Below are 13,238 nucleotides of genomic sequence, written 5' to 3' on the forward strand. Positions count from 1 at the left end.
CACGATGTGGCCTCTCGATGTGCTCTTGCCCCCGCCGGACCAGCACTGTGTGCCAAGGCGAAGGCCGCTTCGTCATCCGAACCACCCACGAACATGGGGTTGGTGCGCGGCCTAGTCGGAGCTTGGCGGCCGCATCTCTTGAAGCTGGAACAACTATAGGCATGCCGTCGGGTGCTTCGGTCAACAAGAAGTAATGTGACTGCGGTGCCGGTGCGGCTACGTGCGTGCGGACTGCCCGACGTCGATGGGGGCGCGGACGCCCGACCGCGGGGCACCCGCCGCGCGCAGGGCGTAGAGGATCGTCAGCAGATCGATGGCCTCCTGTCCGAACGCGCCGGCCAGCGGGGGGACGAACCCCAGCGCCGCGCCGATCATCAGTACGAGACTCAGCCCGATACCGATCCAGATGCTCTGCAACGCTATGCGCAGCGTCCGCCTCCCGATGAGCACGGCTTCCGTGACCTTCGCGAGGTCGTCGACCGTGATGACCACCTCCGCCGATTCGCTGGCCGCCGTCGATCCCCTCGCCCCCATGGCGATGCCTACATCCGCGGCGGCGAGGACCGGGGCGTCGTTGACGCCGTCGCCCACCATGACGACGGGGCGCTCGGAGAGGTGCCTGACGATCTCCACCTTGTCCGCCGGCAGGCAATCGTGGTGGATCGTCGTGAGACCCGCTTCCCGTGCGATGTGGCGTGCGGTGGCTTCGACGTCGCCCGTGAGCATGAGCACCTCCCGCACGCCGAGGGCGACGAGCGAGCGGACCGTGGCCGGCGCGGCGCTGCGCAGGGCGTCCCGCAGCACGATGACCCCGGCGAAGCGCTCGCCGATGCCCACGTAGACGGCGGTCTCGCCCGCCGACAGGGGAGGGTCCGGGACGCGCCCGACGAGGCCTTCCACGAAACGGCGCTTGCCGACGGCGACGGTGGTCCCGGCGACGTCCGCGCGCACGCCGTCCGTGGCGAACTCCTGTGCCCTGCTCGCCGGACGGAGTGCCAGGCCGCGCCGCGCGGCCTCAGCGGTGATGGCCGCGGCGAGGACGTGGGAGGAGTACTGTTCCGCGGAGGCGGTCAGGGCGAGGACCTCCTCCTCGGTGAGCGGCGCTGCCGTCGGGGCGAGGACGACCGCGCCGACCACCGGCGTGCCGGAGGTCAGGGTGCCGGTCTTGTCGAAGGCGACGCTCCGGGCCCGCGCCAGCTGCTCCAACGCCTGGGTGCTCCTGATGATGATGCCGGCGCGGGCGGCCCTGCTGATCCCCCCGACGAAGGCCACAGGGGCGGCGATCAGCAGGGGGCAGGGTGTGGCGGCGACCAGCACCGCGGCAGCCCGTGTCGGGTCCGAGCTCAAAAACCAGGAGAGCGCGGCGAGGGCCAGGGCGAAGGCGGTGAAGGGAACCGCGAAGCGGTCGGCGAGCCTGACCGTCGGGGACCGGCTGGCCGACGCCTCCGCGACGAGGGCGACGATCTGGCTGTATTGCGATTCCGCGGGAGTCGCCGTCGTCCGCAGGGTCAGGGCCTCCGCCCCGTTCAGCGATCCGCTGAGGATGTGCGCGCCACGCTCGTAGTCGACGGGCAGACTCTCACCCGTGATCATGGACTCGTCGAGGGTCGCGGAATCCGTGGTCAGCGTCCCGTCGGCGGGCACGACCTCCGAGGGCCTCACCAGCACGAGGTCGCCCACGTGGAGGTCGTCGATCGGGACGTCCTCGATCGCGCCGCCCCCGGTCCCGCCCTCGTCCGTTCCCTGCCCCCGGCCGTCTGCCGCGATCCGGTGAGCCGACCGGGGTGCCCGCTCGAGCAGCGCACGGAGCTGGGTCCGCGCGCGTGTGGACGCGTACTCGTCCAGCGCCTGGCCGCTGGCGATCATCAGCACGACGACGATGCTCGCGTAGTACTCGCCGGTGGCGGCCGTCGCGAGGATGGCCATCAGCGCCAGGAGATCGACGCCCCAGTGTCCCTTCCGGATGTCCCGGAGCATGCCGTAGGCCTGCATACCGGCCACTGCCAGGGAGTAGGACGTCGCCGCGATCTGCGCGGCCGCGCTGTTGCCCGCCGCATCGAGGAGCACGGTGACCACGATGACGACGCACGTGAGGACGACCAGCCAGGGCAGTTTCGGGAGCGAGGTCCTCGGCGGCGGCCGCGGGACCGCGGACGGACCGTCCCGTCGACCACCCGCGTGGGGTGGCCGTGGAAGGGCGGGAGAGGTCACGGGAGGATCTTCAGCGCCGTGTCCCAGTTGAAGTGAGGGTGGGCGTCACCGACCTGCAGCCCCATGACCAGCAGCATCATCGCCTCGAGTTCACGCGAGCGGCGCAGCGGTCCCGCGTCGACCGGGCGAAGACCCGAACCTGCCACGAGCCTGCTGACCACGGCCTTGGCGTCCTCGGAGTCGCCGGCGAGGAAGACGTCCAGCGGCTGACCGGCCACCTTGCCCTCCTGGAGGGTGGCGGCGAACACGGTGTTGAAGGCCTTGACCACATCGGCCCGGCCGCCCAGCAGCTCTGCGGTCTGCTCTGCCGACGACGTCCCCGCCGGCGTGAGGAGACGGTCGAAGTCGGAGACATCGACCGGGTTGCTGATATCCACGACGATCTTGCCGTCGAGGCCGGACCCGTACTCGAGGACCAGCTCCCGTATCTCGGCATAGGGGATGGCGAGCACCACCACGTGGCCGTCCACCGGCTCGCCCGGATAGCCGCCCTGGGCGCCGGGTCCCAGCTCTTCCACCAGGGCACGGGTCTGCTCGCCGTCACGCCCGAAGATCCTGACCTGGGATCGCGCCTGAAGCATGCGCATGGAGATACCCCTGGCCATCCTTCCGCTTCCGATGATCGTCACTGTGCTCATGTCCTCTGCCCTTCCGACAGGCCGCACGGTAGTGCGGCAGGATCCAGCGATGCAGCATGCGTCAGCCTAGGCCGCGCCTCTGGAGGGGTGCAGGGGCCTTAGGCCCCGAACGGCCGGCGTGTCCGGCGTCGCCCGGGGCGCTCACGCAGGGCCGGAGGAGATGGTCAGGTTGTTGTAGACGGCACGGACGGTCGGGTCGCACCAGCACGCGAAACCCGCGCGTGACTTGTCCTCGCGGCGCAGTGCCATGCCGGAGAGCATCACGACGCCGCCGGCCACCGTGATGTCGAGGACCGGGCACTCGGCGGCGCGGCGCACCGCGCGGCGCAGAAGGTCCTCGAGGTGAACGGGATCACCCGCCGCGCGGCCTGCGGCATCCGCCACGACATGGTTGTCGACTGAAATCGCCATCCTCCCACTCTGGGGCCCGGCCCCGGGTCGATTAAAGGGTCCAAGGTCCTCTCACCTGCCGTGCCGGCGCGCATTCACGGGGAAGAGCGCCGGGTGGGACTTTAGGCCCTAGTAGTCGTTCGGCCTCTCGCGTGTGATGTTCGTGCCAGTTGAGACACCGATCCGAGAGGTTCGCACCGTGACCACCATCAGTTCAATCTGGACCAGGATCGATCCGGGCGTCCAGCAGTGGGTCCTCGAGAATCCGGGATGCGTGGTTCTTCCGCGCACCCTCGTGAACCGTGTGGAGGCTACCGTCGGCGAGAGCCTGCACGCGGACGCCCACGGGGAGTACTGGTTCTCGGGGGAGGAGCTGCTCTTCCTGAAGGCACGCCGTCGGGCACAGGACCTGGGAGGGTTCCGTGCCGACGGGAACGCCGATTCCCGCCGGAGCGAACACGCAGAAATGATGGACCGGTGAGGAGGCGTACGATCGAGTCCGCCGGAGCGGTCCAGGGGTCCGCGAGGACCGCCCGCCGTCGCCGAGCCACCGCAGGGCCGGTCGGCCTCGGCGCCGAGTCCGAGGAGACGATGCGTCGCCGCGCCATGGCGATGCACCCATCGGCGTCGAACCGGAAGCTGAAGATCCTCGTCAGCGCCGACGCCGAGGCGCACGTGGTGCAGATCCTCGTCCACGGGTGCGTGTCTGCGGTCAACCTGCATGCCCTCGACCTCGTGGTGAGGCGGGCGGCAACCCTGTCCCCGGGAACGAACGTCGTGCTCGACCTGAGTGAAGCACAGGCCTGGGACTCGGTGCGGGCGGATCTGCGCCCCGATTCCATCACGGCGCGTCTCACGGCCCAGGGTTGCGCACCAGCACCCTTCCCCCTCGGGGTCATACCTCCCGCACCCTAGGGTGCGGGGCGATGGACGGGCGCACCCTGGGCTCAACGGCGAGCGCGGGGTGCGCCGATGTGTGGACGGTCACGGACCGTTCAGGTGCACCAGAACCATCCCGGCGGCCGCCAGTTCGCCGGCACCTCGTGATGACGGCTCCGTCCGCAGCGGGCGCAGCAGTACGTCGCCCGCGCATGGCGGCGCCGTCCGTTGGGGAGGATCACCTGCTCGGAGAAGGTGGAGTAGACGAGCGCGTCATCCGTGCCGCAGACCAGGCAGACAGGGACCTGCCCCCGAGGCCGTTCGGCCCCGCGCGCGCGTTCACGGAGGGCTCCTGGATCGAGGACGTTCCCGCCCTGTACCGCCGATATCGCCGACGAGGCGGGGTGGGACGCGGACGGGTCCCACCCACTGATCCGGATCATCATGGCCGACGGCGCTAATGCGTGGTCGACAGGCGACGACCGCGTATCCGGGTGGGGGCCATCTCGTAGAAGAGATCGCGCAACCCGGGCGCCCACGGCTCCTCGGAGACCTTCCCCCACAGGGTGGTCAGGAGAGCGGGGTCCTCGACGCGGGTGGCCGGCCCGTTGGCCAGGACGGTCCATCCACTCTGGGTGTTCCGGTCGGTGAAGTCGACCTGGAACCCGGCGTGCTCGAGGTAGCTGCTGGCGATCGTGCCGTCCGCCCGGGTCCGGAAGTACAGGCGCTCGTCCAGCACGAAGTAGTTGACCGGGAAGATGTTCAGGAACCCCTCGTGGAAGAAACCGAGACGGCCGATCGTCTGCGTCGTGGCCAGCGCCCAGCACTGTGACGGGGTGAGGGCCTCCGACGCGTGGAGGGCGCCGGGCATGTCCCAATAGCTGTCCTGACGTGGCGGTGTTGACACGGTGTCGTCCTTCGTCCGTAGGGGTGGTCCGATCGCGGCGTCGTACCCGGTGGTGACGGGACGGAGGGCCTCCCGTCGACGCTACAAACACTTCGACCCTCGTATCAGGGCCCAAAGGCCCTGATCAGCGCCCCCGGAATCTGTGATCGTGGGATGGTGCCCACGCTCATCGCGCTCGACGCTGCGGGGCTTTCCCCCACCGCCGAAACATGGGGCAGCGCTCCAGCACGGATAGGATGCACCATGACCACGGTCCTTCCAGCGGCGACAGCAACAGCACCCTCGGCGCAACGCTCCGAACCGATGCTCGTCGCGATGCGCGATCCGGCGGCCGATCGGACCGCTGTGGAATGGGCGGCCGCCCGCGCGGCGGCCCTCGACGCCCCGCTGACGGTGCTGCACGCTATCGCCGACCCGTCCCTCATGCCGCCCGGCCGGCTGTACGGCGACGAGGTCATCGGCGGACGCGTCATGGTCGGTCGTGAAGCGTCGCGCGTCGCACACCGGCATCCCGGTCTGCGGGTGAGCACCTACCTCCACTGCGGCGACGTCGTCGAGGCGCTGTTGGGCCTTTCGACCGCGGCGCCCATGATCGTCGTGGGTGCCGACCGCAAGGATCCCGCCACGGGGGAGTACAAGGGCTCCGTGGCGCTGCAGGTGGCTTTGAACTCCGCGACGGCGGTGGCGGTCGTGCCGCCGTCGTACGGCTACGGGACGGTCTCCGGCCAGGCCAGAGGTGGTGTCGTCGTAGGAGTGGACGGCTCCGACATGTCGCACGCCGCCCTCATGCGAGCGGCCGAGGAGGCCCACGCGGCGGGCATGGCGCTCACGGTGGTGACCGCGCTGGGTTCCTCGCCCCAGCGCATGGCGATCGGTGCCTCGCCGATGCTCCTGGACGTGCGTACACGGTACCCTGACCTCCTCGTGAGCTGGATCGTCGATGAGCTGCACACGCCCGTCGAGGCCCTCGAGCTCTACGGAACCGGCTCCGACCTGCTGGTGATCGGTCGGCACGGAAGCGGCGCACGTTCAGCGATGTCCCTCGGCTCGGTCACGCATACCCTGCTGCTGGAGCCACCCTGCCCCACGCTGGTCCTCACTCGTCGTGAGCTCGAGCCGTCCGGGAATGGGCCGACACCCGCTGAGGAGCGAATGACCGTCCCGTGATCGTCTCCGGCACGAGCCGCATGAACCGGTCCTTGCGGCCCATCTCCCACGGATGCAGCGGCAAGGTGACGGTGTCCATGAGTTCACTCGTGCGGCTGATGGTCGCCGCCTGTCCGTGAACGATGACGCTCCACACCCGGGCGCCGTCGTCGAGGAAGCCGTCCGCCTCAAGGGCGACCGAGGCCTTCTCCGAGAACCGGGACTTCGTCCCCTCCGAGGTCCGGAAGACGATCGTGCCGTGTTCGACGACGAAATTGACCGGAAAGATGCCCGGAACGCCCTGAATGCACAGGGCAAGGCGCCCGAAGGGAGCATTTCGGAGCAATTGCCAGCATTCGTGCGCCGGGAGGATTTCCGTAGGTGTATTCTCGGCTTCCATGGATCGACAGTAGGAAGCGACCCACGGACCGGATAGGGCACTCAGACCCTTCTTCCGGGTCGGCATTCCGGTCTCGTCGTGAAGGACGTGTCGTGATTCCCCGGGGGCGGGACATCACGTCGACAGTACGGAGTGCGGCGCGTGGTCACCTATTCTGAAGAACTCTCCAGCGGAGCGCCGTCACGAACGCCGACGCTGGCCGGGATGGAGGACCTGCTTGCTGCCTTCGCGGCCATCGCGGACGACCTGGGCCTCGACACCGTGCTCGAACGCGTCATCTCGGCCGCGTGCCGACTGGTCGATGCACGGTACGGAGCCGTGGGGGTCATCGGGCCGAACCGCACGCTCGGTCACTTCACCACCGTAGGACTACAGGACGACGAGATCCGCCGGATCGGGCAGTTCCCCACGGGGCACGGCATTCTCGGCCTGCTGATCTCCGAGCCGCACTCGCTCCGCCTTCCTGATCTGCGCGAGCACCCTCTCGCCCACGGCTATCCCGAAGGGCATCCGCCGATGAGGTCCTTCCTGGGCGTCCCGATCCGCATCCACGATCGAGTCTTCGGCAACTTGTACCTGACCGACAAGAACGGCGGCGCCGAATTCTCCGCCGACGACGAACGGCTCGTCATAGCGCTCGCCTCGGCCGCCGGTGTCGCGATCGAGAACTCCCGTCTGTTCGATGAGGCGAGCCGGAGAACCCGGTGGCTCGAGGGCGGGCTGAACGCCGTGAGGGAACTGCTCAATCAGCACGACGAGTCCCACCACGATCTGGACATCCTCGCCACGCATGCTCTGAACGCCTCGCAAAGCATCTTCGCGGCCGTGCTCCGGGACTTCGGGGACAGGCGGGGAGTGGGCTGCGAGGCCGTGGACGGCGTCGAGATCGAGACCCTGCTCGACCGGTCGAGCCTTGATCCTTCGCTCCGCGACAAACTTCCGAGCACGCTGTCACCCGTCGTCCTCGACGCCGCCGAGCTCTCACGGGTGCTTCCCGACGCTCCGGAGGGCATGATCGGGACGGCGCTGTGCAGCAGGTTGCCGAGGGACGGCGACCGCCGGTTCCTCGTCGTCGGCCGGTCGTCGGGCGGCTCGCCGTTCTCCGATATCGACCACGAGATGATGACGACCTTCGCCTCGCATGTCTCCCTGGCCCTGGAACTGCTGAGGGTGCACCGCCAGCGGGAACAGGAGGCGGTCTTCGGCGACCGTGACCGGATTGCGCGTGACCTGCACGACCTGGTGATCCAGCGGCTCTTCGCGGCAGGACTGAGTGTCCAGAGCCTGCGCAAATACACCCCGGAAGGGGAAGCCCTCAACCGGATCTCCGCCGTGACGACGGAGTTGGACGAGACCATCCGGGAACTGCGCGACACCATCTACTCCCTGCGCAGGGTGCCTCAGGTCACCCCGACATTCACTTCGACCATTTTCTCCCTCGTGGCAGATGCTTTCGACGGCCACGACCTCGCGCCCGTCCTCCAGTTGTCCGGCCCGCTCGACGCAGCCCTGGATGATGAACGCGCCGACCACGTGAGGGCTGTGCTGCTCGAGGGCCTGTCGAACGCGCTACGCCACGCCGACGCGCAGACCATCACGGTGACGCTGCGGGCGATCGGTGATCACTTCGAGTTGAGGATCGCCGACGACGGCCGTGGGTTCGAGAACCCCGGCCGCAGCAGCGGCATGAGCAACATGAAGCGCCGGGCCGAGCTGTGCGACGGTACGATCACCATCACGAGTGAGCCGAACGGGGGGACCGAGGTGCACCTCAGGATCCCGCTGGCCCCGATGGGGGCGAGCCCGGGCGGGAGATGAACACTGCCGCCTGGGTGCGGCGCTGGAACCCCAATTTCGACAGCAGCGACGAGACATAGTTCTTGACGGTCTTCTCCGCCAGGAACAGTTCCGCGCCGATCTCCCGGTTGGTCAGCCCCGCTCCGATGAGCGCCAGGACCTTCTTCTCCTGAGTGGTCAGGCCCGCCAGCCGCGGGTCCTCGACCGGGGCGTCCTGGAGGCCGGCGATGATCCGTTCCGCCATGCCGGCCGGGAACAGCGACTGACCGGAGGCCGCCCTGCGGACCTTGTCGACGAGATCCGATCCGAGGATCTCCTTCAGGATGTATCCCGAGGCGCCGGCCAGCACGGCCCCTCGGAGCGCCTGGTCATCGTCATAGCTCGTGAGGATCACGCACGCCAGGGAGGGGTCGACGGAGCGCACGTCGCGGCACACTTCGATGCCCGTGCCATCGGGCAGCCTCGCATCGAGGATCGAGATGTCCGGGGACAGGGCAGGAATCCTCCGGGCGGCCTCCTCGGCCGATCCGGATTCTCCGATGATGGAGAAGCCCTCGCTCTCCAGCAGCTCGCGCAGCCCGCGTCGGACCAGCTCGTGATCGTCGAGGAGGAACACCGTGGCCTCTTCCGGATGCGCGTCCGTCACCGGGTAGTCCATCTGCAGCCTCCGACGTCGTCGGCACCCCGTTGCTGTCGTGCTGGGTGCGTTGTATTCAAACACCATCATCACCCGGTATCGTGCTCGTCGTAAGGGCATAACGACCCCGATCGGGTGGGTCTTCCGCCTCTACCTCGCGCAGGTCGACACGGAGACGATGCGGGGGCGCAGGTTCATCCGGCAGAAGGAGAATGACCCATGACGGACACGACCACCCCGCCCAGCAGGCCCCGCGTGATCGTGGTCGGCGTCGACGGGTCGGAGGAGTCGATCGCCGCCCTGGAACTCGCGGGCAGTCTCGTCCCGCTCGCCGGTGACGTCATCAGGGCGTTGACGGTCTGGCAGTACCCCATAGGTTTCGGAACCTTCGCCCCCATCTCCTGGAATCCCGACGAACTGGCCGAGACGGCACTCGACCACGCGTTGTCGGCGGCCTTCGGGGACGAGCCCCCGTGCCCGGTGGAGCGGCGGGTGCTGCAGGGACCCACGGCCCAGGTGCTCATCGAGGAGAGCCGGAAGGCATCGATGATCGTCGTCGGTTCCCGGGGCCACGGCGGGTTCGCGGGTCTCCTCCTCGGATCCGTGAGTTCTGCGGTCGCAGAGCGTTCCGCCTGCCCGGTGCTCATCGCGCACGGCTCGCTTCAGCCACCCGACGGCGAATCCGCCACGGCCCAACCAGCCTCCGCCTCGGCATGATCGGCGTCGGAGGTACCGCGGGGTTCCGCAACGGCAAGCCGGTCATGGTCGGTTACGACGGATCCGCCGAATCAAAGAGAGCGGTTCTGTGGGCCTCCCGCTATGCCGGAGCGGCCGAGCTGCCGCTCGTCGTCGTCCACGCCTTCATCTGGCCGTACTTCACCGATCGGCTGGGACCGGTGGCGGGCGTCGAGGACAGCGGGCTGCGTGCCGAAGCGCACCGGATCCTGGCCGAGGGACTCGAGTTGGCACGGCGGTCCGAGCCGGACCTCGAGGTGCACGACCGGATGGTGACGGGGGCGCCCACCGGCGTTCTCACGAGGCTCTCGGACGAGGCCTCCCTCCTCGTCACGGGAACGCGGGGCCTCGGCGGCTTCTCCGGGTTGATGATCGGATCGGTGAGCCTCCATCTCGTCTCCACGGCGTCCTGCCCCGTCATGGTCGTGCGTGATGCGCGACCGACGCACGACACCGTGCTGGTCGCCGTCGACGGTTCCGACGAGAGCGACAGGGCGGTGATGGTGGCGGCCGAGCTCGCCCGCACCCTGCACAAGTCGCTCCGTCTTCTGCACGTGGGCGCCCCGCACCGTCACGGGGCGGTCGACCCCTCCACACGGGAGCGGGAACAGGACCCGGTCCTGGAACAGGCCGCCGCCCTGCTCGGCGAACACGCCGACCTGACGGCAACGCCGGACCTCCTGCTCGCCGGCTCCGTTCCGGGCGCGATCGTCGAGGAGGCACGGCGAGCCGCCTGTGTGGTCCTCGGAGCCAAGGGCCGCAATACGCTGGGCGTACGGCTCGGATCCACGGTGCACGCGGTGCTGCACCATGCGGACGGCAACGTCGTCGTCGTGCGGTAGTTCAGGTCCGCGAAGGGATCCTGGTGCTCGCGGCCAACGGCGCCGTCACTTCCGGATCGTGTCGGAACGGCATCTCGAGTGCGGCCCGCAGGAACCAGCGGACCCGCAGGACGGACGAGGTCACCGTGGGCGCAGGAACGGCGCGGACGGTCAGGGTGAAAGGGACCGCCGAGCCCCTGGCCGCGTGGGCCGGGAACCGGACCTGGTCGATCACGGTCTCCTCGACGAGGACGTTCTCAGGACGATGCGCCTCGGTGGCGTGCTGGTCGGCCCGATACATCACCTCCTCCTGCATCACGATGCTGACATTCAGCATGCGCGCCCTGGAATCCGCGACCATCACGACGCCGGACACCTCCGTCCCGGCGTGTACGGACTGCGTCGATACCTCCGACATCTGCAGCTCCTTCCGGGCATGACGCCCGGACACCGGGTGCATCCCGGATTCGACGTCGGCCGTGTCCGACTGCACGACCAGCGGGTGGGAGCGCACCACGTCCGCGTTGCCGTCGGAGGACACCCGCACACGCACGGACCAGCCGGACTGCGCCAGCTTGCCGTGCAGGGTAGGGATCGCGTCGGCGGGCACCATCAGCTGGCTCACCTCGAAGCACGACTCGCCCTCGCGCAGGGTGATGTCCGTGCCGACGGTGGTGCTCCCGATGTCCCGCGAACTCCGTTCGGCCGGGTGGTAGGTCCCGCCGATCTGGTTTCCGCGCGTCTGCGAGAGTTCCAGCGAATGCACGAGGGTGAACTGGACAGAGGTCACCCGTACGCGGCGGGCCGCGTGGATCTCCACGCTCACGGGAGTGCTGCAGCCCAGTGCTGCAGTGCCTTCCGTGCCGCGCTGCAGGATGGAGAGATCCATGATCTCGTGGGTGTGGATGGATGCCATGGTCGGTAGGCCTTTCCGCGGGGATCGTCGGGGGATGTCGCCGTACGTCAGGAACCGGGCGGACGGGGCGGGGCCGGCGGGAACGGTCTTCCTGCCGCAGCCCACCCTGCGGTGTCGCGCGGACGGAACTCTGCGTCCTCCGGTCCCTGGTCCAGGCGGAACGGCGGGTATTCATCCCGGAGGAGGAACACGTAGGCCGCCACGCGATACGTCCAGCGGTGGATTCCCACCACCAGGGCGAAGAGCGGTTTGGGATAGCGTGCCGTGAACAAGAGGGCGAACCCTGCGATGAAGGCCAGCAGGCCCAGCAACGACGGCGCGGTGGTCCTGATGACGTCCCCCGAGCCGGGCAGGACGACGACGCTCGTGGACCACGCACCGGTCAGGGCGGCCACAATGATCAGATGCGGGAGGGCCAGTAGCCACCACTTCACGAGGACGAGACCGCGGTGCAGCCGTGCGGGGAAGGGGACGTCGAAGTCGGCGGGATAATCGGGTACACGGGCGAGGGTGAAGGGCGGATATAGGTCGGTGCCAAACGCCGCGGCGTAGAACTGCACCCGCCAGGTCCAGCGGAAGACACCCACGGAGAACGCGAACAGGCCGGCCGGGTACCGCCCCGTGAACAGGATGACGAACCCCGCGGCGATCGTGCTGACGAAGCACGCCGTCCACAGCAGCCACAGCACCACGAGGTGCGGAATGACGAGGAACCACTTCACCAGCCACAACCACCGTGAGAGCCGGGGCTGCAGGTAGCCGGTGAGCCGGGCCGGGTAGGCCAGGACGTCGCGTGTCGGGTCGTCCGACGAGGAACGGTGGGGATTCTCGGGCAAGCCCCCGCGCCGGTCCACGTCGGCCGTCAGCGACGGGTCGAGCCCCTTGCCGAGCAAGTTCGCGCCGATCAGCATGAGGGGAATGCCAACCAGCGTGAGGAGGCCTGCAACCGTCAGCAGCGTCAGGCCGACGGGCGCGAAGAGGCTGGACCGGAAGCCCGCCTGCAGCGCCACCGCGCCGGTCGGGCTGCCGTCGGCGTTCATCACCACCACCGCCCAGCTCCCGGAGCGCACATCCACGGAGATCACCTGGGTCCCGGTGCCCGAGGCCGACGCCGTCCAGAACGTCTGTTCTGTGGGAGGGGCCGGCACGGAGGAACCCGGGACATCGCGGTACACGGCGCGGAAGGGGTCCGTCCGCACATCGGTGAGTTCGGTGTGCCGTACGGACGAGAGGTATGCGTCGACGTCGGCCTGTCTGGCGACACCGATGAATACCGCGTTCGTGCTCGGTATGCTCGTGGCCTTCAGCTGGATCGTTGCAATGCCTGCGGGGAGTGCGCCGTCCCCGGCATCCAGCTGGATGTCCCGGGGCTGGGTGGTCAGCGCGTAGGAGTCGTACGCGAAGCGCTCCGTGGACGTGTTCAGGAATTGTCCATCCCGTTGGACGCCTGCAAGCGCACTGATGAGCAGACCGCCGAACGCGAGGCCCCCCGCTATCGAGACGAGCAGAGCACCGAGCAGGACCATGACCAGGGGACCTGCCCGCATGGGTGTGTGAGCGGGTGGGGTAGCGGTACTCGATGAAGTCGAACTCATGACGGCCGTCCTCCGGGTGATGCCCGGATCAGGAAGGAGAAACCCGTACCGTCACGAGCGCGAGATTCTGGGTCACTCCTTCGGGGGGAGAGGGTGCGTTTCCCGGTACTTCTGGATGTGCAGGGCGAGCTTCCGCTCTGCTTCCCGCCGACGCTCCATCAGACGC

The 13,238-nt window shown here is 68.7% G+C and carries 14 protein-coding genes and 1 riboswitch; of the genes, 6 read left to right on the forward strand and 8 right to left on the reverse strand.

The window, feature by feature from the left end; all coding sequences use genetic code 11:
- Window positions 1–16: 16 nt before the first annotated feature.
- Window positions 17–144, reverse strand: a riboswitch (SAM riboswitch).
- 72 nt (window positions 145–216) lie between these two features.
- From ACSGDB_RS09015 to ACSGDB_RS09025, 3 genes are all read right to left on the reverse strand, one after another.
- Entirely contained in the window at window positions 217–2,211 is a 1,995-nt protein-coding gene (locus ACSGDB_RS09015) for a heavy metal translocating P-type ATPase (protein ID WP_434994259.1), read from the reverse strand.
- Window positions 2,208–2,849, reverse strand: coding sequence for an NADPH-dependent F420 reductase (locus ACSGDB_RS09020; RefSeq protein WP_434994260.1), 642 nt, complete (start codon window positions 2,847–2,849; stop codon window positions 2,208–2,210). The genes ACSGDB_RS09015 and ACSGDB_RS09020 overlap by 4 nt, the downstream gene beginning before the upstream one ends.
- 141 nt (window positions 2,850–2,990) lie before the next feature.
- On the reverse strand, window positions 2,991–3,260 hold the full coding sequence (locus ACSGDB_RS09025) for a hypothetical protein (protein WP_434994261.1): 270 nt from the start codon (window positions 3,258–3,260) through the stop codon (window positions 2,991–2,993).
- A gap of 178 nt (window positions 3,261–3,438) precedes the next feature.
- Between ACSGDB_RS09025 and ACSGDB_RS09030 the strand changes: the two genes are divergently transcribed.
- Both ACSGDB_RS09030 and ACSGDB_RS09035 read left to right on the forward strand, forming a co-directional pair.
- Window positions 3,439–3,720, forward strand: a complete 282-nt coding sequence (locus tag ACSGDB_RS09030; protein WP_434994262.1) for a hypothetical protein — start codon at window positions 3,439–3,441, stop codon at window positions 3,718–3,720.
- On the forward strand, window positions 3,717–4,154 hold the full coding sequence (locus tag ACSGDB_RS09035; RefSeq protein WP_434994263.1) for a hypothetical protein: 438 nt from the start codon (window positions 3,717–3,719) through the stop codon (window positions 4,152–4,154). Before ACSGDB_RS09030 ends, ACSGDB_RS09035 begins: the two co-directional genes overlap by 4 nt.
- Window positions 4,155–4,575: 421 nt before the next feature.
- On the opposite strand, the gene ACSGDB_RS09040 is transcribed toward ACSGDB_RS09035, so the two are convergent.
- Complete coding sequence (locus tag ACSGDB_RS09040) at window positions 4,576–5,025, reverse strand: pyridoxamine 5'-phosphate oxidase family protein (RefSeq protein WP_434994264.1); 450 nt, start codon at window positions 5,023–5,025, stop codon at window positions 4,576–4,578.
- A 243-nt stretch (window positions 5,026–5,268) separates the two neighbouring features.
- Between ACSGDB_RS09040 and ACSGDB_RS09045 the strand changes: the two genes are divergently transcribed.
- On the forward strand, window positions 5,269–6,192 hold the full coding sequence (locus ACSGDB_RS09045) for a universal stress protein (RefSeq protein ID WP_434994265.1): 924 nt from the start codon (window positions 5,269–5,271) through the stop codon (window positions 6,190–6,192).
- Here ACSGDB_RS09045 and ACSGDB_RS09050 read toward each other — a convergent pair.
- On the reverse strand, window positions 6,122–6,571 hold the full coding sequence (locus tag ACSGDB_RS09050) for a pyridoxamine 5'-phosphate oxidase family protein (protein ID WP_434994266.1): 450 nt from the start codon (window positions 6,569–6,571) through the stop codon (window positions 6,122–6,124). The two genes, ACSGDB_RS09045 and ACSGDB_RS09050, sit on opposite strands and share 71 nt — an antisense overlap.
- A 141-nt stretch (window positions 6,572–6,712) precedes the next feature.
- Between ACSGDB_RS09050 and ACSGDB_RS09055 the strand changes: the two genes are divergently transcribed.
- On the forward strand, window positions 6,713–8,389 hold the full coding sequence (locus ACSGDB_RS09055) for a GAF domain-containing sensor histidine kinase (RefSeq protein WP_434994267.1): 1,677 nt from the start codon (window positions 6,713–6,715) through the stop codon (window positions 8,387–8,389).
- On the opposite strand, the gene ACSGDB_RS09060 is transcribed toward ACSGDB_RS09055, so the two are convergent.
- Complete coding sequence (locus ACSGDB_RS09060) at window positions 8,343–9,026, reverse strand: response regulator (protein WP_434994268.1); 684 nt, start codon at window positions 9,024–9,026, stop codon at window positions 8,343–8,345. The genes ACSGDB_RS09055 and ACSGDB_RS09060 overlap by 47 nt on opposite strands.
- A gap of 198 nt (window positions 9,027–9,224) precedes the next feature.
- On the opposite strand from ACSGDB_RS09060, the gene ACSGDB_RS09065 reads away from it, so the two are divergent.
- Together ACSGDB_RS09065 and ACSGDB_RS09070 are read left to right on the forward strand one after the other, a co-directional pair.
- Window positions 9,225–9,722, forward strand: coding sequence for a universal stress protein (locus ACSGDB_RS09065; RefSeq protein WP_434994269.1), 498 nt, complete (start codon window positions 9,225–9,227; stop codon window positions 9,720–9,722).
- Window positions 9,719–10,582, forward strand: coding sequence for a universal stress protein (locus tag ACSGDB_RS09070; protein ID WP_434994270.1), 864 nt, complete (start codon window positions 9,719–9,721; stop codon window positions 10,580–10,582). Before ACSGDB_RS09065 ends, ACSGDB_RS09070 begins: the two co-directional genes overlap by 4 nt.
- A 1-nt stretch (window position 10,583) precedes the next feature.
- Here ACSGDB_RS09070 and ACSGDB_RS09075 read toward each other — a convergent pair whose 3' ends face one another.
- Complete coding sequence (locus tag ACSGDB_RS09075) at window positions 10,584–11,477, reverse strand: hypothetical protein (RefSeq protein WP_434994272.1); 894 nt, start codon at window positions 11,475–11,477, stop codon at window positions 10,584–10,586.
- A 47-nt stretch (window positions 11,478–11,524) separates the two neighbouring features.
- Window positions 11,525–13,024, reverse strand: a complete 1,500-nt coding sequence (locus ACSGDB_RS09080; protein ID WP_434994274.1) for a DUF4389 domain-containing protein — start codon at window positions 13,022–13,024, stop codon at window positions 11,525–11,527.
- Between the last annotated feature and the right edge of the window lie 214 nt (window positions 13,025–13,238).

Origin of the sequence: Arthrobacter sp. Ld5 (genome assembly GCF_051172775.1) — a bacterium.
In the GTDB taxonomy this organism is placed as follows: domain Bacteria; phylum Actinomycetota; class Actinomycetes; order Actinomycetales; family Micrococcaceae; genus Arthrobacter_D.

Bases quoted from the DNA above. Each gene is read 5' to 3' on its own strand.
- ACSGDB_RS09020 (WP_434994260.1), bottom strand. From the start codon at position 2,849: ATGAGCACAGTGACGATCATCGGAAGCGGAAGGATGGCCAGGGGTATC.
- ACSGDB_RS09060 (WP_434994268.1), bottom strand. From the start codon at position 9,026: ATGGACTACCCGGTGACGGACGCGCATCCGGAAGAGGCCACGGTGTTC.
- ACSGDB_RS09025 (WP_434994261.1), bottom strand. From the start codon at position 3,260: ATGGCGATTTCAGTCGACAACCATGTCGTGGCGGATGCCGCAGGCCGC.
- ACSGDB_RS09050 (WP_434994266.1), bottom strand. From the start codon at position 6,571: ATGGAAGCCGAGAATACACCTACGGAAATCCTCCCGGCGCACGAATGC.
- ACSGDB_RS09070 (WP_434994270.1), top strand. From the start codon at position 9,719: ATGATCGGCGTCGGAGGTACCGCGGGGTTCCGCAACGGCAAGCCGGTC.
- ACSGDB_RS09065 (WP_434994269.1), top strand. From the start codon at position 9,225: ATGACGGACACGACCACCCCGCCCAGCAGGCCCCGCGTGATCGTGGTC.
- ACSGDB_RS09045 (WP_434994265.1), top strand. From the start codon at position 5,269: ATGACCACGGTCCTTCCAGCGGCGACAGCAACAGCACCCTCGGCGCAA.
- ACSGDB_RS09080 (WP_434994274.1), bottom strand. From the start codon at position 13,024: ATGCGGGCAGGTCCCCTGGTCATGGTCCTGCTCGGTGCTCTGCTCGTC.
- ACSGDB_RS09075 (WP_434994272.1), bottom strand. From the start codon at position 11,477: ATGGCATCCATCCACACCCACGAGATCATGGATCTCTCCATCCTGCAG.